Genomic DNA, 19,822 nt, shown 5'->3' on the forward strand with positions numbered 1-19,822 from the left:
TTACCGGTGGCTGGCGCATCCCATCACCTCCAGCGAGGTGGTGGAGGCGTATCGCGCGAACGCGCTCTTCGACGCGCACCGCGACGACCCCGAGTTCGGGCACCGGCTCCTCGCCGACGAGGCCCGTGATGCGGGCGAACCCATGTCGGATCGGACGGCGTGGCGGATCGCGTCCACGAATGGGTGGTGGAGCGCGTTCGGGAAGAAGCGCGGCAAGGGCCGGCGCCCCGGCCCACCCGTCCACGACGACCTCTGCGCCGTCATCGACGAGGACGGCAGAACGCGTCACGTGTTCGCCGCCGACGCGCCGAACGAGCTCTGGCTCGTGGACATCACGGAGCACAAAACGAGTGAAGGCAAGCTCTACTGCTGCGCGATCAAGGACGTGTATTCGGGCCGGATCGTCGGGTACTCGATCGACTCGAGAATGAAGTCCCGCTTGGCCGTCCAGGCGCTCGAGAACGCCGCCCAGATGCGCGGTGATGTCGCCGGCTGCATCGTCCACTCGGACCGAGGATCTCAATTTCGGAGCAGGAAGTTCCTGCGCGCCCTGGCCTGCCGCCGCATGGTCGGATCGATGGGCAGAGTCGGCTCCAGCGGAGACAACGCGGCCATGGAATCGTTTTTCGCCCTGCTGCAGAAGAACGTCCTCGACCGCCGCTCGTGGACCACCCGGGAGCAGTTGCGGATCGCGATCGTCACCTGGATCGAGCGGACCTACCACCGCCGGAGGCGCCAACTCCGCCTGGGCCGTTTGACGCCCATCGAGTTCGAGACCATCATGAACACGACCGCCGCACTGGCGGCGTGACTACAACCTGTCACCTATTCGTGCAGCAGTCCCGCGATCGACCAGATGAACGTGGCGTGGTTGTTGCTCAAGTCTTGATTACCCCTCGGTGGCCGTGATCGCGAGTCTATTAGGGGCGCCCCCGCCGCCGGGCTCCGAGCTGCGGGGGTGACGCGGAGCGCTCATTGAGCGCCCCGCTGGGACTCGGAAGGCCGGGCGGGATTCGCCCCCACCGCTACCCCGAACGCCGCTGCGCGACGCCCGGGGCCCCTCGCGGCGTGGGCCCACCCGCGCGTGAAGGGGCACGTCCTGCCGCGTTCAGAAACGAAAAATGCCCATCCGAAGATGGGCATTTTGTCGTTTGTGACCCCAGCGGGATTCGAACCCGCGTTACCGCCGTGAGAGGGCGGCGTACTAGGCCGCTATACGATGGGGCCTCACAAGACAACCGTACAAGTATGCCACGCCACGACGGGGGCGACAAATCACACGCGCGCCACGGCGCGACGCTTGCTCAGGGGCTCGACAAAGCGGTTGACTTCAGGGATGCGCCTCACCAAGAACGAACACGCCGCCCTCCTCCTCGAAGAATCCGGGCGCTCGCTCGTCATCGACCCGGGGTCGCTCAGCACCCCCTTCCCCGACCTCACCGGCGTCGTCGCCGTCGTGCTCACCCACGAACACCCCGACCACTGGACGCCCGAACAACTCGACCGCATCCGCAAGGCCTCCCCCGGCGTCCCCATCTACGGACCCGAAGGCGTCGCAAGCGCCGCACCCGACTACGACATCACCGTCGTCGGCCCCGGCGACACCGTCGACATCGAACCCTTCACCCTCCGCTTCTTCGGCGGCGCACACGAGATCATCCACAGCTCCATCCCCCAGATCCAGAACGTCGGCGTGCTCGTCAACGACGTCTTCTACTACCCGGGCGACTCCTACGCCGTCCCCGAAGGCGTCGACGTCAAGGTGCTCGCCGCACCCCTCGGCGCCCCCTGGCTCAAGATCTCCGACGCCATCGACTTCGTCGTCGCCGTCGGCGCCCGCCGCGTCTTCGGAACCCACGACATGACCCTCTCGGTCGTCGGCCGCGACATGCACCACGCCCGACTGCAGTGGGCCGCGAGCCAGAACGGCGGCGAATTCCTCGCCGTCGAACCCGGCGAATCGATCGACATCTAAGACATCCGGATGTCTCGCCTCGCACGCACCCGACAGGCCGGAGTCGCCGCGGTCGGCATCGCGATCGCAGCCCTCGCGCTGAGCTCGTGCGCCGACCCCGGACCCGACCACGGCGGCGTGCGAGGCGAACCCACCCTCACCGGCCAGGCACTCGTCGTCACCGGCATCGACGAAACCACCGACCCCCTCCGCCCCGCCGTGCGCGCCTGGTACTCGGACGGAACGCTGGTCGTCACGACCCTCGGCTCGGGCAGCTGCCCGGGTATGCCATCGATCGAAGACATCGGCGACGACACCGTGACCCTCTCGGTCGTGAGCAACAGCGAGGGGCCCTGCACGGCCGACCTCGGCCCGACCACCTTCGAGCTCCCGGTAGACCAAGACCTGGCCGGCTACACAGTCGACGTCTCGTTCCCGGACTGACCCGCGCGGGGCGCACGAGCACAGGGCGCGAGAGCCGCCAGAATGTGGGCATGGAGCCACAGTCCGAATCGCACCAGGCACGCCTGCGCTCCCGCGGCGTCGAACGTCTCGTGACTTTCACCGACGCGGTCGTCGCCATCGCGATCACCCTGATCGTGCTGCCCCTGGTCGACGCGGCCCAGCAAGACCGATCCGAGGGTGCGGGCACCTTCTTCGCCGACAACGCGCTCAGCCTCTTCGCCGCGGCCCTCAGCTTCGTGCTGATCGCCTCGTTCTGGAAGATGCACCACCGCGTCTACATCGACGTCATCGCCTCGACCCCCGCGCTCATCAACGCGAACCTGCTCTGGGTCGCCGCCATCGCGTTCCTGCCACTTCCGACCGTGCTCGTGGTCGAGACATCCGGCACCACCGCCCTCGGGTCCGGCGTCTACATCGCGACGATCCTCGCCACGGTCGTGGCGATCCGGCTGCAGAAAGAGATCATCGTGCGCCGCGGACTTCGGGGCCCGGATGTCCCAGCCCCGCCCACCTCGTGGACCGACTGGTTGGCGGTTCCCCTCACCGTGCTCGCCCTGATCATCGCGGTCGTCTTCCCGGTGACGAGCCTCTACCCGCTGTTGCTGCTGCTGCTCGCACGACCCATCAGCCTGGTCGTGCACCGCGGCGACAGCAACCGGCGCACCTATTCGCAGAACGCCTGACGCCGACCGCCGGCCCCACCTACGCTCTGCCCCGCCTCCAACGCGAGATGTCCCACCTTTTCACCCCAAAACAACGCATGGGGTGAAAAGGCGGGACATCGCGGAGGGGATACCGGCAGGGAACGCTAGGCGGCGACGGGAACCGCTCCGGCCGGGGCGACCTCGGCCACCGGCTCGCGCATGCGGACCCACGTCTTCAGACCGACGACCGCGAACGCCGCGACGACGGTGCCCGCGATCAGGGCGATCAGGAAGCCCCAGATCGGGTTGATGGCGAAGAAGACGAAGATGCCACCGTGCGGGGCGAGCGACGAGACGCCGAACGCCATGCTGAGTGCACCCGTGACCGCGCCGCCGAGCATCGAGGCCGGGATGACGCGCAGCGGGTCGACCGCGGCGAACGGGATCGCACCCTCGCTGATGAACGCGGCGCCGAGCAGCCAGGCCGCCTTGCCGTTCTCACGCTCGACCTGCGAGAACCTGCGGCGTGCGAGCACGGTCGAGGCGAGCGCCATCGCGAGCGGGGGCACCATTCCGGCGCACATGACGGCACCCATGATGAGGTACGGGGCCGAGTAGATGTCGCTCGTCGATGCCGCGGCAAGACCGGCCGTCGCGAACGTGTACGCGACCTTGTTGACCGGGCCACCGAGGTCGAAGCACATCATGAGGCCGAGGATGATTCCGAGGCCGATCGCCGAGGCACCGGTGAGGCTGTTCAGCCAGTCCGACAGCCAGATGACGAGCTGCGCGATCGGACGACCGAGCAGCAGCACCATCAGACCCGAGGCGAAGATCGACCCGACCAGCGGGATGATCACGACGGGCATCAGGCCACGCAGCCAGCGCGGGGCGGGGATGCGTCCGATCCACCAGGCGATGAAGCCGGCGAGCACGCCGCCGACCATTCCACCGATGAAGCCGGCGCCCATCAGCACGGCAACCGCACCGGCGACGAAACCGGGTGCGATACCCGGCCGGTCGGCGATCGCGAAGGCGATGAAGCCCGCGAGCACAGGCACCAGGAAGCCCATCGAGGTCGCACCGATCATGAAGGCGACCGAGCCGAGGTACTGACCGAGCCCACCCTCGGGAAGGTCGACGATCGAGTTGTCGATGATGACGGTCGCCGCGAAGTCGGTCACCTCGTACCCGGCCAGCAAGAAGCCGAGGGCGATCAGCAGACCGCCACCCGCGACGAACGGGATCATGTAGCTCACACCGGTGAGCAGCCAGCGCTTGATGCGTGCCCCGACCGACTCGTTGGCGGTGTTGGTGCTCGCCGTCGCGGTCGAGCCGTCGGCGTTCGAGGCCGGGACTCGGTCGGCAGTGGGATCGGATGCCGCGGCCACAGCCTCGGCGACGAGAGCGTCGGCGTTGTCGATGCCGCGCTTGACCGTCGTGCGGATGACCGGCTTGCCGGCGAACCGCTGCGGCTCACGCACGTCGACGTCGACCGCGAAGATCACGGCGTCGGCCCCGGCGATGATCGCTGGGTCGATCGCCTTGTAACCGCTCGAACCCTGCGGCTCGACGATCACCTCGACGTCGGCCTTCTGGCCCGCGGCCGTCAGGGCGTCGGCGGCCATGTAGGTGTGGGCGATGCCGGTCGCGCAGGCCGTGACCGCGACGATGCGCGGGCGGGAACCGTGCTCGGGCGTGACCGGAGCGATGACCGCGGGCTCGGCGATCGGGGCCGCGTCGGTCGAGGCAGGCGCGGCAGCCGGGGCCGGGGCATCCTCTTCCCCGATAGCGACGCGCACGATCGAGACGACCTCGGCATCGGTCTTTGCGGCACGCAGCGCCGAGGTGAAGTCGTCCTGCATGAGGTTGCGCGCCAGCTTCGACAGCACGGCCAGGTGCGCCTCGGCGGCATCCGCGGGCGCGGCGATCAGGAACACCAGGTCGGCGGGGCCGTCCTCGGCGCCGAAGTCGACACCCGGGGCCAGGCGCGCGAAGGCGAGCGAGGGAACGGTGACCGCGGCGGTCTTGGCGTGCGGGATCGCGATTCCGCCCGGCAGACCCGTCTCATCCGTCTGCTCGCGGGCCCAGGCGGCGTCGAACAGCGCACCGGCGTCGCTCGCGCGACCCTGCGCGGCGACACGCTCGGCGAGCGCGCGAATGACCGCGGCCTTGTCGAGCCCGAGGTCGACGTCCAGGCTGACGAGCTCGGGCGTGATGGTGGGCGGGCCTTCGTGTGGCGTGCCCGCTGCGGACATTCCTGCTTCTGACATTGCGTGACCTCCTATGGCCGGTAGTACGAAGAGTGCTGGTCGGGGGGATCGGGACACCACGCGACGACATTGATTCGAGCGATGTCGACGTGTCCCGTGGGCAGATCTGCGGGGGTGGGTGCTTGCGAGCCGGGAAGGGATGCCGCGGCCGCTCCGTACTGGATCGCCCGGCGCAATCGCCCGGCCGCGTCGAGTCCGTCGACGTCACCCAGCACGAATCCGGCGAGCGAGCTGTCTCCCGCACCGACCGTGCTGACGAGCGTGATGGGCGGCGGGGTTCCGACCCACGCGCCGTCGGCGTCGATCAGCACGCCACCATCACCACCGAGGGTCACGAGGGCTGCACCGACCCGCTCCGGCACAAACGATCGCGCAAGCTCCACGACCCGGTGGACCAGGTCCGATGCGTCGCCCGTCGTCTCGAGCGCCACGGCGGCGAGCTCGGCGAGTTCGTCCTCGTTCGGCTTGATCAGGTCGGGGCGGCCGCGCTCGACGACGGCCGCGAGGGCCGGGCCGGACGTGTCGACGGCGATGCGCGGGGAATGCGCTCCCCATCGCTCGCGCACCGCATCGATCACGTCGACGTAGAAGTCATCCGCCACACCCGGCGGGAGCGAGCCCGCGAGCACGAGCCACTCGGCTCCGTCGCAGGCCGCGGCAACGGTCTGGATCATCTGCGCGGCCTCATCGGGCGAGAGCACGGCACCCGGCAGGTTGATCTTCGTCGTCTCACCCGTCGGATCGGTCAGGGTGAGGTTGACGCGAGCGTGGCCCTCGATCGGCACGACATAGGCGCAGGTACCGGTCGCCGCGAGGATCGCCGCGTACGGATCCTCGGACGCGAGCGGCAGAACCGCCAGCGCCTCATGACCCGCGGCCTTGATGGCCCGGGCGACGTTGATGCCCTTGCCCCCGGCATCCTCTCGTCCCGGCGTGCCGGACTGCACGTCGCCCGGTCGGAGCGCGGCGTCGAGGGCGATCGAGCGGTCGAGAGCCGGATGGGCGGTCAGGGTGACGATCACGACAGCCACACCTCCGCGCCCGCAACCGCGAGGGCATCGGCGAGGTCTTCGGGCAGCGGCGCATCCGTCACGACCACGTCGATGTCTTCGAGTCGGCCAAACCTCACGAGGTACTCCTGACCTGCTTTGCTCGAGTCAGCGAGGACGATCACCCTGCGCGCCGATTCGACGATGGCCTGCTTGACCGCCGCTTCTTCGGGGTCGGGGGTGCTGAGGCCGAACGGCGTCGCGAGACCGTTGGTGCCGATGATCGCGACGTCGGGGCGCAGAGACTCGATCGCGCGGACGGTCGACGATCCGACCGCGGCGGCGGTCAGCCCACGGACGCGCCCGCCGATGACGGAGAGTGCGAGATCTCCGCGCGCACCGAGTTCGGCCGCGATGGGGACGGAGTGCGTGACGACCTCGGCCGTCGCGCCGACCGCACGCAGGTGATCGCCGAGGGCACGGGCGAAGGCAGCCGTGGTCGTGCCCGCGTCGACGAAGACCGAGCCACGAAAACCGGTGGGAATTGCGGCGAGGGCACGGGTGGCGATATCGGCCTTCTCGGCACCACGCTGCAGGCCGCGTTCGGCGACGGCGATCTCGGCCGTGCTCGTGCGATCCAGCGCCACCGCTCCCCCGTGCACACGGCGAAGGGCTCCGGCACGCTCCAGCGCATCGAGGTCACGACGAACGGTCTCGGTGGTGACGTCGAAGGTGCGGGCGAGGTCGACGACGGAAACTCGGCCCTCAGACGAGAGCTGGCGCTCGATCGCGATCTGGCGCTCCGTTGCATACATGCGAGTCGACCCCCATTGGTTCGGCGATGTTTCCCACACAGTACAACTCAAAACAACATAAAACAATAGGGCTTCGCAACAGAGGTGCCAGGCGAGCGATCCTGTGGCGGGCGCTAGGAGAGTTCGAGCTCGGAGTCGGCCAGAACCACACGGACCTCGACGCTGTCCCCGCTCAGGGTGAAGCGCACCGCTGTGCCGGCACCGGCATCGGGGTAGCGCTCTTCGAGGTCGCCGGGGACGGGCGATCCGGGGTAGACCATCATGTCGGCGACCGGATCGAGCCCGCGCGGGATGCAGCTGAGCGCGCGAACGTCTTGCGGGCCGTCCGACACCAGAACGCACCGCACCGGCGCGTCCGTGGGCGTGCCCCACACCTGCAGGCCCGCGAAGTCCTCGAACCGCATGAAGTCGTCCATGTCGGCACCGATCTGACGCAGAAAGAGCCGGTACTCGGTGCTGAGCTGCTCATCGGCGTATCCGGGATCGACGCGGAGCGAGGCATCGGGTCGATCGGTGAACAGTCCCGGCACGATCGCGAGCGCGAGCACCACGACGAGCGCGACCGCCGCCACCGCGATGGCGCGTGGACTGCGCGACCAGCGGCCGAGTCGCCGTGCCCACGAGCGGCCACTGGTCGTGGTGGGGGTATCGGTCGCGGGCGGTTCAGCGGCTTGTGCAGAAGCCGGTGCAGCGGCCGACGCAGCGGCCGCGACATCCGAATTCGGATCGGTTGCCGCGAGCGAACCGGGCTCCCCGGCGACGAGCGACGACACCGGAAGCGGCGGGCGCGGCGGAACCGGCGGCCCAGACGATCCAGCCATCTCGGCGAGCGTGGTTCCTGGCGAGGAAGCCGCCGGGACTGCGCGACGCACCCCCTCGAGTTCACGCAGGCGCGCCAGCGCTGCCGGGTCCGACTCGATGTCGGCATCGGGACCGTACGCCCGCAGCCGCAACTGCCGCAGCTCGGCGTCACCTCGCGTGAGGTCGGCATCGCGCTCGTCGAGTTCGGCATCGTTGCCGCTCGGCGCCTGGGGCGTCATGTCTCCATTATCGGCGTCCGCAGAGGGGACGGGCCCTTACCGCCCCTATCCCGCGCCCGCACAGCGAGACACCTCTCGTGCGTCGAGACAGCCGATGCCACGGGGTGTTTCGACGCACGACGGGTGTTTCGCTGAGGGCGACTGCCTCAGGCCCCAGGAGCCAGGAGTCCGCTCTCGTACGCGATGATCACGAGCTGGGCCCGATCGTGGGCGTACAGCTTCGTCATGATGCGGTTGACGTGGGTCTTCGCCGTGTGGGGTGAGATGAACAACTCGTCCGCGATGTCCTGGTTGGATCGGCCACGCGCCACGAGAAGCAGCACCTCGCGCTCACGCTCGGTCAGGTGTTCGAACTCGGGCGGCACCACCCCGACGGCCGGTGCGCGAGTCGGCAGCACATAGCGCGTGATCAGGCTGCGCGTAGCCGCGGGTGAGAGCAGTGCATCGCCGGCATGGATCGCACGCACCGCGCGGACGATCTCGTCCGGCTCCGCCCCCTTGCCGATGAACCCGCTCGCACCCGCCCGCAGGGCCGCGACGAGGTACTCGTCCTCTTCGAAGGTCGTCAGGATCAGCACGCGCGTCTCGGCGAGCGCCGGGTCGGAGCAGATCGCCTCGGTCGCAGCGATGCCGTCGACCTGAGGCATCCGGATGTCCATCAGCACCACATCGGGACGCAGCTCGGCAGACATCGTGATGGCGACGGCACCGTCGGCCGCCTCCCCCACGACCGTGATGTCGTCCGCGTTCTCGAGCAGGTCGCGCACCGCCGAGCGGATCAGCGACTGGTCGTCCACGATCAGAACCGTTGTCACGTTGCGCTGTCCTCTGGATGCTTCGCGAGGGGCAGGCTCGCCGCGAGCCGGTACCCGCCGGGTGTCGAGCCAGCCTGAACCGAACCGCGGACCGCCGCGACCCGCTCGCGCAGACCGGTGAGCCCGTGCCCCGATCGTGCTTCGAATTCGCGGGGCTGGTCATCGCGGATGGGGTTCGTCACGACGACCAGCATCGCCTCTGGCCCCGCCTCGAGCAGAACGTGCGCGCGGTGGAGGGCGCCGTGCTTGTGCGCATTCGTGAGTCCTTCCTGCACGACGCGGTACGCGATGCGCTGGAGCGGCGCCGGCACGGCGGCCAGATCGCCCTCTCGCCGCACCCCCACCTCGAGGCCGGTCTCCTGGAAACGCGCGACCAGGTCGTCCAGCCGCTCGAGTCCCGGCTGCGGGGGACGAACGGATGTCTCGTCGTCGCCGCCCTCGTCGGCCCGCAGCATCTCGAGCAGATCGCCGATCTCGGCGAGCACGCTACGCGATGCGGAGCGGATGTTCGCAAGCGCCTCGCGCGTCTTCTCGGGACGCGTCTCGAGCGACGTCGATGCCACGCCCGCGTTCAAACTGATGACCGAGATCTGATGCGCGACGGCATCGTGCAGGTCGCGCGCGATGCGCAAGCGCTCTTCGGTGATCTGACGCTGAGCCTCGGCCTCGCGGGTCTTCTCGGCGCGCAGAGCCCGCTCCGTCATCTCGCTGATGTACTCGCGGCGCGAGCGGGTAGCGTCGCCCGCCGCTGCTGCGAACGCCATCACGAAGGCGAACTGGAAGGTACGGGGGTCGAAGACGTCGCCGATCGCGGCGAGCACGCTGAGCAAGACGATGCCGGGCACCGCCACCGCCATCGTGATGAGAGTCCGTCGCCGGGTCGAACGGTTCGCGACGCCGAACATCGCGATCGCGGCAGCGAGCACGATCCCGGGGGCGATGGTTCCGAGCAGCGCCGCGATGCCGTAGCACCCCAGGCAGGCGACGAGGACGGACAACGGCCAGCGCCGTCGCAGTGGCAGCAGCACCGCCGGCAGCAGGGCGACGACCACGACGAGCGGGCCATCGGGGCGGAACTCGTGAGCCGGAAACGGCACGAGCGCGGCCACCACGATCAATGCGGCCGCGATGAGATCGCCCACCCACGCGTGTGGGTGGCGATGCGGGATCGCCCACGGCCCGTCGGACTCCATGGGTCTCATGAGACCAGTGTGCCGCGCGCGAGCGCCGCACGCGTCGTCCCCTCGTGGCAGGGCCCGTACCGCGAACGCGGTAGACGGATGCATCCGCTCGGGTGACGCGCCGCCCACCGGGCCCGGCGACTCTGGGGATATGACTTCATACACCCGAAGGGCCCACACATGACCGCCCCGCTGATTTCGGTCACCGACGTCCACAAGTCCTACGGACGCGGCGCCAACCGCTTCGATGCCCTGCGCGGTGTCAGCCTCGACATTCGCGCCGGTGAGAGCGTCGCGATCGTCGGCAAGAGCGGGTCGGGCAAATCGACCCTCATGCACCTGCTCGCGCTTCTCGATCAGCCGACGAGCGGACGCATCGACCTCGAGGGCACCGACACCCGCACCCTGCGGGGGCGGGCTCTCAACCGCACGCGCAACCGCACGTTCGGGTTCGTGTTCCAGCAGTTCTTCCTCACGTCCGGCACGACCGTGCTCGATAACGTCATGCTGCCGATGAAGATCGCCGGGGTCGGGCGCCGCGAGCGCAAGCGACGTGGGCATGCCGCGCTCGCTCAGCTGGAGCTCGACGACAAGGCCCGCAACAAGGCCCTCGACCTGTCGGGCGGTCAGAAGCAGCGCACCGTCATCGCGCGCGCCCTCGTCAACGACCCGCGCGTCATCTTCGCCGACGAACCGACCGGAAACCTCGACACCGCCACCGGCGCGGTCGTCGAAGACATCCTGTTCGGACTCAACCGTGAGCACGGCATCACGCTGATCGTCGTGACGCACGACGAAGACCTGGCGGCGCGTTGTGACCGGCGCATCCTGATCCGAGACGGCCTGATCGTCGCGGACGAGGCGGTGGCGGCATGAAGACCTCAGACCTCATCACAACGGCCATCTCGCAGACCTTCCGCTCGAAGGTTCGAACGACCCTGACGATCCTCGCGATCTTCGTCGGAGCATTCACCCTGGTGCTGACCAACGGGCTCGGCACCGGCATCAACCGATACATCGACGACACCGTCAGCTCGATCGGCGCGACGGATGTCATGACGGTCACGCAGCCCTCGGGCGCGGGCGTGGCGGCCGGTGGCGGCCCGATCGAATACAACCCCGACGCGATCGCGGCAGGGCCCACCGCCGCGCCCGGCAGCACCGTCGTCGCCCTCGACCAGACAGACCTCGACGCGCTGGCCGCGATCGATGGCGTCCTCCGCGTCGAACCAACCATCGCGGTGAACGCCGACTACGTGCAGTTCGAAGACGGTACGCCCTACGTCACGGGCGTCGGTCGCCTCGTGGCAGGCCAGACCATCCAGCTGGCCGCCGGGTCGGAACCGGATGACTCCGCCAGCGCGCCCGAGGTCACCCTCCCCCTCTCGCTGGTCGAACCCCTGGGGTTCGAGAGTGCCGAGTCGGCGATCGGGCAGACCGTGACGTTCGGGATCACGGATGCCGAACGCCAGCCCCACACGGTCGAGGCGACCGTGACCGGCGTGGCCGAACAGGCGTTCGCGGGCCCGACGACGACGGTCACGCCCAACCAGGCGCTCACGGACGCCCTCGTCGAGCTCCAGAACATCGGGGTGCCCGCCGCCGAGCAGGAGCGGTTCGCCCAGGCGAGCGTCTGGTTCGACCCGAACGCCACGACGGAAGAGATCGACGCCCTGAAAGACCGACTCGAGGCTGAGGGATACACCGGAACGACCGTTGCGGATCAGCTCGGAACCTTCACCGCGATCATCGACGGCATCGTGCTGGTACTGAACGCCTTCGCCATCATCGCGCTACTCGCCGCGAGCTTCGGGATCGTCAACACCCTCTACATGTCGGTGCAGGAGCGCACCCGCGAGATCGGACTCATGAAGGCCATGGGCATGGGCTCGGGCCGCGTGTTTAGCCTGTTCAGCCTCGAAGCCGTGTTCCTAGGCTTCTTGGGAAGCGCGATCGGAGCCACCGTCGCGATCCTTGTCGGCACCGCGTTGAGCTCGGCTCTGGCCGACACGCTCCTCGCCGATCTGCCGGGCCTGACGCTCTTGGCGTTCGACCCGATCTCGATCGCGACGGTCATCCTGATCGTGATGGGCATCGCGTTCTTGGCCGGCACCCTGCCCGCGGCTCGCGCCGCGAGCGCCGACCCGGTCGAATCGCTCCGCTACGAGTAGGCCCCACCCGGGGCATCCGGTCCCGCCAACAGCGAAACACCCCTCGTGCATCGAGAAACCCGATGTCGAGGGGTGTTTCGTCGCGCGAGGGGTGTTTCGGCGAAGAACAGCGGATGCGCGGGGCTCAGGCCTCGCTCATCGCGACCTTCTCGGCCTGACCCTTCGCGGCGTAGAACGCGGCACGCGCGGCGAGGCGGCGGGTCTGCTCGGCCTGGCCCGCGTCAAGCTCGTCCTGCGGCACCTCGAAGTTCGGCACGTGCGACTTGCCGTTGTACTTCTCGATGTAGGCGTCGAGCTCGGGGCCCGAGGTCCACGACGTGATCAGGCAGTAGCGCGGCTCGGTGCCGGGGTGGGTGGCGGCGTGCCACAGGCGCTGGGTGTCGACGATCAGCTGAGCGCCGGCGGGCAGGGCGATGCGCACCTCGCCCTCGGGGTCGGTGCGGTTGTCGCGCAGCACGAAGTAGCTCGTCTTGTCGTCGGTGAGGTTGAAGAATCCGCGGACGACCCAGCCCGTGCCATCCGGGTTCAGACGGTTGTTGTCGTCCTGGTGCAGGTTGTAGAGGCAGTCGGCGTAGGTGTTCGGCTGCAGCTCGATCACGCGGCAGCGGCCGACGTTCGCACCCGGTTCCATGGCGCGACGGGTGAGGTTCGGCGCCTTTTCGGTCTGCGAGTCGATCCAGACGCCGTCCTTGTCGGTGCGGGGCGGCTTGTGATTCCAGAAGCCGTTGCACTCGATGTCGCCGAAAGCGCTCGCGAGCGGCGCGAAACGCGTGTCGCCCGAGGACTTCCAGTCGTTGTACTCGATGTCGAGCCATTCCTGGGGGTCGAGCTCCTGGTTGTAGGAGTCGAGCACCACGTAGCCGGTCTCTTCGAGCGCGGCGGATTTGATGTAACCCATAAGGTGACATGCCTTTCGTCAGAGGGCCAGCACGTTTTAACAGGCCCAACTTAGGCAAGCCTACCTCCGGCCCCTTCGCGCCCCCTGGAACCCCGGCCGTAAATAACACCGACCCGGCTCCGCTGTCGCAAATCGACCTTCGGAGCGCTCGCCAACGTCGATATGCGACAGCGGAGCGCCCCCGGCACGTGAAGAGAGCGGATGCCTAGACTGGAGCGCGCGCGGGTGGTTCGCCCCGCATATCCGCACACGCAGGTCCGCATCACCAGGGGACGCAGCACCAAGGGGCGAAGCAGAACACATGGGCAGTGCCACCAACGTCGACGCGGTCGCGGTCAACACGGTCGCCTGGCTGTCCGCCCCCGAAACCGCGATCGTCGTCCCCGTCTACCAGCGCCAGTACCGGTGGGACATCGGCGGCTGCGAACAGTTGCTCGGCGACATCCGCGCGGTCGCAGATCTCGATGACCGCAACATGCACTTCATCGGCTCAATCCTCTCGACCGTGAGTGCGGACACGGATGCCGGGGCCACCCCCGGCGAGCTCGTGCTGATCGACGGGCAACAGCGCATCACCACGCTCATGCTGCTCGTCGCGGCCCTCCACCACACCGTGAAGGACGACGACCCCGGCCTCGCCGCCGAACTCGAGCGGGTGCTCGTGCGGGCGGACAGCCCTGACCATACGAAGCTCCGCCCGCACCGGGCCTGGGCGCGGGTGTTCGAGAGCGTCGTGCTCGACCAGCGCGGGCCGGAGGACGCCTACCGCGAGTCGCGATTCGACGACAACTACGCGTTCTTCCGCAGCCAGGTCCGCCGCGACGAGGTTCCCCGCATCTGGCGCGGACTCCAAAAGCTCGAGCACGTCGCCATCACGCTCGGGTCGGGCGCGAACGCGCAGCAGATCTTCGAGAGCCTGAACTCCACGGGCGAGCCGCTGCGCGACCACGAGCTGATCCACAACTACGTGCTCATGGGCCTCTCGCACGCCCAACAGAGCGAGATCGAGGATGCCTACTGGGTCCCGATCGAGCGCAACACGGGTGAGGCGATCGCGAGCTTCTGGCGCCACTTGCTCGTCATGACGACGGGCCGCGAGGTCGCCGTCGCGGGCGAGCGGAGCGTGTACGACGCCTTCCGTCAACGCTTCCCCCGCATGGACCTCGACACTCTCCGGACGGATGCCGCAGAGTGGCGCGACTACTCCGACATCTACCGCATCCTGCTCGATCCGTCGCAGGAACCGGATGCCGAAATCGGCCGCCAGCTGGGATATGTCAACACCTTCGGGCGCGGCATGTATCCGCTCGTCATGCGCGCGTACCGCGACTACGCGCTCGGCGTGACCGACCGCGCCGAACTGATCGCGACGCTCGAGAACATCCAGTCGCTCCTTCTGCGCCGCACGATCTCGGGCCTGTCGAACGATCGGCTGGTCGCCCGCCTCTGCCGCGCTCGAGAGGACGGACCGGATGCCTTGGTCCGGGCGATCGCGCGGATCATGCCGTCCAACGAGCGCGTCCGCGTCGAGCTCAAGTACGGCGCTCTCCCCCACGCCGCCTACGTCCTTGGGCGACTGGCGGGTGTCGAGAGCGCGGGTGGGCTCGACGGCGACGGGCTGGAGATCGAGCACGTCTTCCCTCTCGCCCCCGCCGATACCTGGACGGGCGATGGCGAACGCGCCTGGGCCGACTACACCGAGGACGAGCAGAACAGCCACCGCGCCCTCGCCCCGACCCTCGGCAACCTGACGCTGATCGAGACGGGCCTCGCCGAGCGCGGGTTCGACGCATCCTTCCCCGAAAAGCGCGACGCGCTCTATCCGAAGAGCCGTCTGGCGCTCACGACGGCGATCGCGGACACACCCGCGTGGGGTACCGCCGCGATCACCGCCCGAACGGCGGCGCTGACCGAGGCGTTCGTGCGGATCTGGGCGCGACCACAGGTCATCGCGATCGACGACGACGGGCTCACGCCGATCCTCGATGCGGTGCGCCGCCGCGGCTGGCCGCGCGGGTGGGAGCGAGAGTTCGAATACGTCGAGTACCGCGGCGAGCATTGGGAGGTCTACGACATCAAGTACCTCTTCAACCGCATCTTCAAGCGCCTGTGGGCCGACGGGCGCGAGCACGTCGTGGCGTTCAGCGCCCGACGTGGCGGGCCGCTCTACCCCGAACAGGCGTGGAACGGGCAGTGGGATGCGCTCGACGAGTCGACGTTTTTGTACATGGGGTGGGACTCGAGGTACATGCTCTCGGCCGTGCAGGGCGTGCTCGGCGAGGCCGGCATCGCGTCCGAGGTCTTCGTGAAGTACTCCTACACCGGCACGGCGATGTAGTCAGGGCCGGATCGCTTCGACAGGCTCAGCGACCGAGATGCTCCCTGAGCCTGTCGAAGGGAGCGCGCGAACCCTACGCGTCGAGTTCGCCGCCGTCGGCCGGAGAAGGGTGACCCTCGGCGGGCAGAGGTTCAGCGGCCTGCGAACCTTCCGGCTGGCCAGGGTCGGAACCCTCCGCCTGGCTGGGCTTGCCGGTCGGACCGTCGATCTCTTCGACATCCGACTCGTCGCGCGTTACTGCATTTTCGTGGGCACCTGTATTCATGCTTGCAGTCTGATCCTGCTGCGCGAGCGGATCGAGGGGCTTGACATGCCTGCAGCTTCCGCCCCGCGTAGACGGCTTCCGTACCCCTCTCCACTGAGCTGGTCAACCCCGTTCGGCAGATCCCGCGCGGGCTCTTATCGTGGACCGCTCATCACGAGAGGAGCCGAGATGACTGACGCACAGCGCGGCAACACCAAGCACGGACCCCGCCTGGACGACGAGCTCGAGCAGGAGACCCGGGGCATGGTTCAGGGTCACGGCGGTGCCCCGCACGTCGAACCGTTCCGCGAGACCGAGCCGCTCCCCGACGAAACGGACGACCCCGAAGTCGAGGTCGCGTTCAACCGTCAGACGGACGAGGTCGCGGGCGACGGGGCGGTGGATGGCTCAGCCGACGGAACGGTGTACACAACGTCCAGCGCGGTCGACGAGGGAGAGGAGGCGACGGATGCGTGAGCGCGAACACCTTGCCGAGATCTTGGCCGGATCAGGCCCATGGAGCTACGCGTATATCGACGGGGCTGGCGACAGCCCGCAGGTCGTGGAACAGGCACACGAACGATCCGTGCGCGACCGGTTCGCCGAAATCGGAGCATCGGAAGCGGATGTCGAGGCGCTCGCCGAGGCACTGACCGATCGGCCGGGCATCCCCAGCCCGTCGGCACGGTACCTCCTGATCCGCGACGGTGAGGTCGTCCTCGACGAGGACTTCGCCGGGGCCCGGCTCGGGCCCGAACGCTTCGGGCACGGCCCGGTTCCGGGCATCCTGCCCCTGCTGCGACACAGTGATGAGAGTGTGCGATTCGTGGTCGTCGAGACGGGGCGCGAAGGCGCCGAGGTGCGTCTCGAGACGGCGGCCAAGCACTCCGAGCGTGCCCCGATCGACGTGGCCGGGCGAGACGACAGCGTCCCCAAGGTGCAGGCGGGCGGCTGGTCTCACGCCCGATACCAGCGCCATTCGGAGGATGTCTGGATGCACAACCAGAACGAGGTCGCGGACGTCGTCGATCGACTCGTGCGCGAGCATTGCCCGAAATTCGTCGTTGTGGCGGGCGACGTCCGGGCACGACAGCTGCTTGCCGACGCCCTCGACCCCGCGAGCAGTGCGCTCGTCGTCGACGTCGACACGCATACCCGGGCGGACGGCGCTGACGGCACTGCGCTCGAGGAAGCCATCCGCTCGTCGCTCGATCGTTTCGCCACCGAGGCGATCCATGACATCCTCGACCGCGCCGCCGCCGACAACGGCAGCCGGGGCGCCGAGGGCGTGGACGCCGTGACGCACGCGCTTCAGCAGGCGCAGGTCGAGGCGCTGGTGCTCGACGCGAGATTGGTCGATTCCGACAGCACACTCATCGCCCTCGATGCCGAACCATGGGTCGCGGCGGCCGGAGACGCGACGGGCGAAGCAAATGCGCTCGCGGAGATACCGGTCGCTGAGGCACTTGCCCGCGCTGCCGTACTCACGGGCGCAAGCGTTCTCGTGGAGGAGGACGACCCGGGCGCGCCGGATGCCCCGCGTGAAGAACGTCTCGGGCGAGAGCCGCGAGCCCTGCTCCGGTGGCCCGAAGACCCGCCGAGCTGACCCGCGCGCGCTGCTGACCTCAGAGCGATGCCAGCAGCGCCGCGCAGGCCTCTTCGCACCGACGGCATACCTCGGCGCACACACGGCAGTGCTCGTGCATTTCTGCGTGCTGCTCGCACTCCTCCGCACAGGCAGCGCACGCGATCCGGCACGCTTCGATGACCGCCCGCATCGTCGAAGGGTCGCCCCCGGCCGTGACGCGCGACACCACTCGCGCGGTCGCTGCGCACACGTCGGCGCAGTCTAGGTCGAGGCGGATGCAGGTCACCAGCTCGGCGACCATGTCCTCGCCGAGACACGCGTCGGCGCACGAGGTGCACGCCTGCGCGCACTCCACACACGCATCGATGCACGCGACGAGAGCTTCGCGATCGACCCCGCTGAGGTCGCCGGGGTGGGTGTCGATCATCTGACGGGCTACAGACATGTCCTGCCTCCTTCATCCAACCGGTTGTGGGAACACGGGCACCGTACGCCCGGCGATGGGATGCCGCGAACGGGGTTGAAATGGGCGACAGATGGGCGTATCGGCACGACCGGAATGTCAGGACGGATGCTTCGCCGAGCGCAGCGCGCGATCCAGGGCATCGATCGCCCACTGCCACGAGGCATCCGCCGACTCGTCACGGCCGCGGTACGCGCCGGCGCGATCCAGCGCGAGGTGTCCGTTGATCGTCGCGCCGACCAGCCGCGCGGCGTGCACCAGATCTGGATCCGGCAGGTCGTAGCCGCGCAGCACCGCGAGGATCAACGTCGAGACGCGCGCAGATTCCGCTGACCGTACGGTCTCGTCGCTGGCTGGCCGCTGCAGCGCCGCCCATGTTCCGGGCCGTGCGGTTGCCAGCTCCCGGTGCGCCCCCGCGAGACCGAAGAGCGCGTCACGACCCGCTCGACCGGCGACCGCCGCACCGATTCGGTCAGCGAGGTCCGCGAGCGCGAGCCGATGGATGCCGTCGAGGAGAGCCGCACGATCGCGCACGTGCGAGTACAGGCTCGCAGGCTGCACACCGAGGGAACGGGCGACCGCTGACACGGAGACGGCGTCGAAGCCATCGCGGTCGGCGATTGCCGCGGCCGCGGCCACCACGTCCGTGGCGCTGAGGTTTGCGCGGGGCATGTGGTCCTTTTCATCGACAGTGAGCAACACACAGTAGCCTATCGCCTACAGGGTGTAGGTTTGAGCGCTGTGAACGAAACATCCCTGACTCCCGACCTGTTCCACGGATTGGCCGAACTCGAATCGACAGCGCGCGGACGCACTCCGCATCGCCTGCCCGCTTGGGTTCGCCGGCAGTTCCCCGACGGTCAGTTGATGTCGATGGAGGCCCAGCCGTCCGGCGTGCGAATCGTCTTTCGCACCGCGGCAACGGCACTTGAACTCGTCACCCACGCGAAGCGCGTCGCGTACCGGGGCGCCGATCGACCTCGGGGAGGAATCGACACGTTCGTCGACGGGGTCCGTGCGTCGAGCGACGAGCTCACGGGCGGCGACGTGCTCGAGGTCGACCTTCTGACCGGAGCGATGACCCCGCACGGCGGTCCGGACCACACGACCCGCCTCACTCTCCCGGGGCGTGACGCACGTGTGGAGATATGGCTGCCGCACAACGAGTCGATCGAGATCATCGCGCTCCGCGCCGACGCTCCCCTCCGGCCGGACATCCGGATTCGACCAACGTGGATCCACTACGGCAGCTCGATCAGTCAAGGGTCGAATGCGATCATGCCGAGCGAGATCTGGCCGGCGATTGCGGCCCGAAGTGCCGATGTCGACCTGAGAAACCTGGGGTTCGGCGGCAGCGCATTCGTCGCCCCGTTCATCGCCCGCCTGATCCGAGATACCCCGGCCAATCTCATCAGCGTCAAAATCGGCATCAACGTCGTCAACCTCGACGCGATGCGGTTACGTACGTTCGTACCCGCGGTCCACGGGTTTCTCGACACGATCCGCGACGGGCATCCCGACACTCCCCTGCTGCTGATCTCGCCGCTCTTCGCCGGCATCCACGAGGACACTCCCGGCCCGGGTGCCATCGACCCTGCCTCGATCGGATCCGACCAGGTTCGCTTCATCGCGACGGGCACGCGCGGCGACACGGCGAACGGGAGGCTGACGCTGCGGGTCGTCCGCGAGGCGCTTCACGACGTCGTGGGACGACGGACGGATGACGCGAACCTGCACTTCATCGAGGGCACGGATCTCTACGGCGAGGAGGATGCGGCGGCGCTGCCGTTGCTCGACGGCCTGCATCCGTCGCCCGAGGCTCACCGCCTGATCGGCGAGCGGTTCTCCGAGCGCGTATTCGGACCGGGCGGGTCACTTCGACAGGCTCAGTGGCCCAGTCGGTGAGCGAGCCCGGGGTGGCGTCCGGCAAGGTGGTGTACGGAT

Annotated in this window: 19 protein-coding genes, 1 tRNA gene and 1 pseudogene (1 of these 21 cut by a window edge); 10 read left to right on the forward strand and 11 right to left on the reverse strand. The window is 68.6% G+C overall.

What is annotated here, in order from left to right; translation table 11 throughout:
• Positions 1-811, forward strand: a pseudogene (locus MIC448_RS15130) (IS3 family transposase); it begins 372 nt to the left of the window's first position.
• Positions 812-1,154: 343 nt separating this feature from the next.
• Here MIC448_RS15130 and MIC448_RS15135 read toward each other — a convergent pair.
• Positions 1,155-1,227 (reverse strand) — tRNA-Glu (locus MIC448_RS15135).
• A 109-nt stretch (positions 1,228-1,336) separates the two neighbouring features.
• Here MIC448_RS15135 and MIC448_RS15140 point away from each other — a divergent pair.
• Genes MIC448_RS15140 through MIC448_RS15150 form a run of 3 tightly spaced genes read left to right on the forward strand, consistent with a single transcriptional unit; the run spans position 1,337 to position 3,102 of the window.
• Entirely contained in the window at positions 1,337-1,975 is a 639-nt protein-coding gene (locus MIC448_RS15140; protein ID WP_036301633.1) for an MBL fold metallo-hydrolase, read from the forward strand.
• 9 nt (positions 1,976-1,984) lie between these two features.
• The gene (locus MIC448_RS15145) at positions 1,985-2,398 is read left to right on the forward strand and encodes a hypothetical protein (RefSeq protein WP_036301636.1); all 414 of its coding nucleotides are present in this window, start codon (positions 1,985-1,987) and stop codon (positions 2,396-2,398) included.
• Positions 2,399-2,448: 50 nt separating this feature from the next.
• Positions 2,449-3,102, forward strand: coding sequence for a TMEM175 family protein (locus tag MIC448_RS15150; RefSeq protein ID WP_051514153.1), 654 nt, complete (start codon positions 2,449-2,451; stop codon positions 3,100-3,102).
• Between the two features lie 125 nt (positions 3,103-3,227).
• On the opposite strand, the gene MIC448_RS15155 is transcribed toward MIC448_RS15150, so the two are convergent.
• The 6 genes from MIC448_RS15155 to MIC448_RS15180 form a co-directional block, all read right to left on the reverse strand.
• A complete protein-coding gene (locus MIC448_RS15155; RefSeq protein WP_243420053.1) occupies positions 3,228-5,336 on the reverse strand; it encodes a fructose-specific PTS transporter subunit EIIC in 2,109 nt (702 codons plus the stop codon).
• Between the two features lie 11 nt (positions 5,337-5,347).
• Positions 5,348-6,358 carry a 1-phosphofructokinase family hexose kinase gene (locus MIC448_RS15160; RefSeq protein ID WP_036301671.1) on the reverse strand — a complete coding sequence of 337 codons (1,011 nt, stop codon included), beginning with the start codon at positions 6,356-6,358 and terminating at the stop codon, positions 5,348-5,350.
• Positions 6,355-7,140, reverse strand: a complete 786-nt coding sequence (locus MIC448_RS15165; RefSeq protein WP_036301638.1) for a DeoR/GlpR family DNA-binding transcription regulator — start codon at positions 7,138-7,140, stop codon at positions 6,355-6,357. The genes MIC448_RS15160 and MIC448_RS15165 overlap by 4 nt, the downstream gene beginning before the upstream one ends.
• A 113-nt stretch (positions 7,141-7,253) precedes the next feature.
• Complete coding sequence (locus tag MIC448_RS15170; RefSeq protein WP_051514166.1) at positions 7,254-8,180, reverse strand: hypothetical protein; 927 nt, start codon at positions 8,178-8,180, stop codon at positions 7,254-7,256.
• A 146-nt stretch (positions 8,181-8,326) separates the two neighbouring features.
• The gene (locus MIC448_RS15175; RefSeq protein WP_036301640.1) at positions 8,327-8,995 is read right to left on the reverse strand and encodes a response regulator transcription factor; all 669 of its coding nucleotides are present in this window, start codon (positions 8,993-8,995) and stop codon (positions 8,327-8,329) included.
• Complete coding sequence (locus MIC448_RS15180; RefSeq protein WP_158497556.1) at positions 8,992-10,197, reverse strand: histidine kinase; 1,206 nt, start codon at positions 10,195-10,197, stop codon at positions 8,992-8,994. The genes MIC448_RS15175 and MIC448_RS15180 overlap by 4 nt, the downstream gene beginning before the upstream one ends.
• A 159-nt stretch (positions 10,198-10,356) precedes the next feature.
• On the opposite strand from MIC448_RS15180, the gene MIC448_RS15185 reads away from it, so the two are divergent.
• Both MIC448_RS15185 and MIC448_RS15190 read left to right on the forward strand, forming a co-directional pair.
• Entirely contained in the window at positions 10,357-11,052 is a 696-nt protein-coding gene (locus tag MIC448_RS15185; RefSeq protein ID WP_051514169.1) for an ABC transporter ATP-binding protein, read from the forward strand.
• Positions 11,049-12,347 carry an ABC transporter permease gene (locus MIC448_RS15190; protein WP_036301647.1) on the forward strand — a complete coding sequence of 433 codons (1,299 nt, stop codon included), beginning with the start codon at positions 11,049-11,051 and terminating at the stop codon, positions 12,345-12,347. The genes MIC448_RS15185 and MIC448_RS15190 overlap by 4 nt, the downstream gene beginning before the upstream one ends.
• A gap of 124 nt (positions 12,348-12,471) precedes the next feature.
• Here MIC448_RS15190 and MIC448_RS15195 read toward each other — a convergent pair whose 3' ends face one another.
• Positions 12,472-13,245 (reverse strand): hypothetical protein, encoded by a 774-nt coding sequence (locus MIC448_RS15195; RefSeq protein ID WP_036301649.1) that lies wholly within the window; start codon positions 13,243-13,245, stop codon positions 12,472-12,474.
• Positions 13,246-13,546: 301 nt separating this feature from the next.
• On the opposite strand from MIC448_RS15195, the gene MIC448_RS15200 reads away from it, so the two are divergent.
• Positions 13,547-15,583, forward strand: a complete 2,037-nt coding sequence (locus MIC448_RS15200) for a DUF262 domain-containing protein (protein WP_036301651.1) — start codon at positions 13,547-13,549, stop codon at positions 15,581-15,583.
• 73 nt (positions 15,584-15,656) lie between these two features.
• Here the strand turns inward: MIC448_RS15200 and MIC448_RS15205 are convergent, their stop codons facing one another.
• Positions 15,657-15,848, reverse strand: a complete 192-nt coding sequence (locus MIC448_RS15205; RefSeq protein ID WP_036301653.1) for a hypothetical protein — start codon at positions 15,846-15,848, stop codon at positions 15,657-15,659.
• Between the two features lie 168 nt (positions 15,849-16,016).
• Here MIC448_RS15205 and MIC448_RS15210 point away from each other — a divergent pair, with 168 nt between their 5' ends.
• Both MIC448_RS15210 and MIC448_RS15215 read left to right on the forward strand, forming a co-directional pair.
• Entirely contained in the window at positions 16,017-16,304 is a 288-nt protein-coding gene (locus MIC448_RS15210) for a hypothetical protein (protein ID WP_036301655.1), read from the forward strand.
• The gene (locus MIC448_RS15215) at positions 16,297-17,433 is read left to right on the forward strand and encodes a Vms1/Ankzf1 family peptidyl-tRNA hydrolase (protein WP_036301657.1); all 1,137 of its coding nucleotides are present in this window, start codon (positions 16,297-16,299) and stop codon (positions 17,431-17,433) included. Before MIC448_RS15210 ends, MIC448_RS15215 begins: the two co-directional genes overlap by 8 nt.
• A gap of 19 nt (positions 17,434-17,452) precedes the next feature.
• Here MIC448_RS15215 and MIC448_RS15220 read toward each other — a convergent pair whose 3' ends face one another.
• Together MIC448_RS15220 and MIC448_RS15225 are read right to left on the reverse strand one after the other, a co-directional pair.
• A complete protein-coding gene (locus MIC448_RS15220) occupies positions 17,453-17,860 on the reverse strand; it encodes a four-helix bundle copper-binding protein (RefSeq protein ID WP_036301659.1) in 408 nt (135 codons plus the stop codon).
• Between the two features lie 117 nt (positions 17,861-17,977).
• Complete coding sequence (locus MIC448_RS15225; RefSeq protein WP_036301661.1) at positions 17,978-18,550, reverse strand: TetR/AcrR family transcriptional regulator; 573 nt, start codon at positions 18,548-18,550, stop codon at positions 17,978-17,980.
• A 69-nt stretch (positions 18,551-18,619) separates the two neighbouring features.
• On the opposite strand from MIC448_RS15225, the gene MIC448_RS15230 reads away from it, so the two are divergent.
• Complete coding sequence (locus MIC448_RS15230; RefSeq protein WP_144238074.1) at positions 18,620-19,783, forward strand: SGNH/GDSL hydrolase family protein; 1,164 nt, start codon at positions 18,620-18,622, stop codon at positions 19,781-19,783.
• Positions 19,784-19,822: the final 39 nt, after the last annotated feature.

The organism is Microbacterium sp. C448, assembly GCF_000582705.2.
Lineage (GTDB): Bacteria > Actinomycetota > Actinomycetes > Actinomycetales > Microbacteriaceae > Microbacterium > Microbacterium lacus_A.

Excerpts from the sequence above, each read along its gene's own strand:
- MIC448_RS15140 (WP_036301633.1), top strand. The coding sequence starts at position 1,337 with ATGCGCCTCACCAAGAACGAACACGCCGCCCTCCTCCTCGAAGAATCC.
- MIC448_RS15145 (WP_036301636.1), top strand. The coding sequence starts at position 1,985 with ATGTCTCGCCTCGCACGCACCCGACAGGCCGGAGTCGCCGCGGTCGGC.
- MIC448_RS15150 (WP_051514153.1), top strand. The coding sequence starts at position 2,449 with ATGGAGCCACAGTCCGAATCGCACCAGGCACGCCTGCGCTCCCGCGGC.
- MIC448_RS15155 (WP_243420053.1), bottom strand. The coding sequence starts at position 5,336 with ATGTCAGAAGCAGGAATGTCCGCAGCGGGCACGCCACACGAAGGCCCG.
- MIC448_RS15165 (WP_036301638.1), bottom strand. The coding sequence starts at position 7,140 with ATGTATGCAACGGAGCGCCAGATCGCGATCGAGCGCCAGCTCTCGTCT.
- MIC448_RS15170 (WP_051514166.1), bottom strand. The coding sequence starts at position 8,180 with ATGACGCCCCAGGCGCCGAGCGGCAACGATGCCGAACTCGACGAGCGC.
- MIC448_RS15180 (WP_158497556.1), bottom strand. The coding sequence starts at position 10,197 with ATGAGACCCATGGAGTCCGACGGGCCGTGGGCGATCCCGCATCGCCAC.
- MIC448_RS15185 (WP_051514169.1), top strand. The coding sequence starts at position 10,357 with ATGACCGCCCCGCTGATTTCGGTCACCGACGTCCACAAGTCCTACGGA.
- MIC448_RS15190 (WP_036301647.1), top strand. The coding sequence starts at position 11,049 with ATGAAGACCTCAGACCTCATCACAACGGCCATCTCGCAGACCTTCCGC.
- MIC448_RS15195 (WP_036301649.1), bottom strand. The coding sequence starts at position 13,245 with ATGGGTTACATCAAATCCGCCGCGCTCGAAGAGACCGGCTACGTGGTG.
- MIC448_RS15200 (WP_036301651.1), top strand. The coding sequence starts at position 13,547 with ATGGGCAGTGCCACCAACGTCGACGCGGTCGCGGTCAACACGGTCGCC.
- MIC448_RS15205 (WP_036301653.1), bottom strand. The coding sequence starts at position 15,848 with ATGAATACAGGTGCCCACGAAAATGCAGTAACGCGCGACGAGTCGGAT.
- MIC448_RS15210 (WP_036301655.1), top strand. The coding sequence starts at position 16,017 with ATGACTGACGCACAGCGCGGCAACACCAAGCACGGACCCCGCCTGGAC.
- MIC448_RS15215 (WP_036301657.1), top strand. The coding sequence starts at position 16,297 with ATGCGTGAGCGCGAACACCTTGCCGAGATCTTGGCCGGATCAGGCCCA.
- MIC448_RS15220 (WP_036301659.1), bottom strand. The coding sequence starts at position 17,860 with ATGTCTGTAGCCCGTCAGATGATCGACACCCACCCCGGCGACCTCAGC.
- MIC448_RS15225 (WP_036301661.1), bottom strand. The coding sequence starts at position 18,550 with ATGCCCCGCGCAAACCTCAGCGCCACGGACGTGGTGGCCGCGGCCGCG.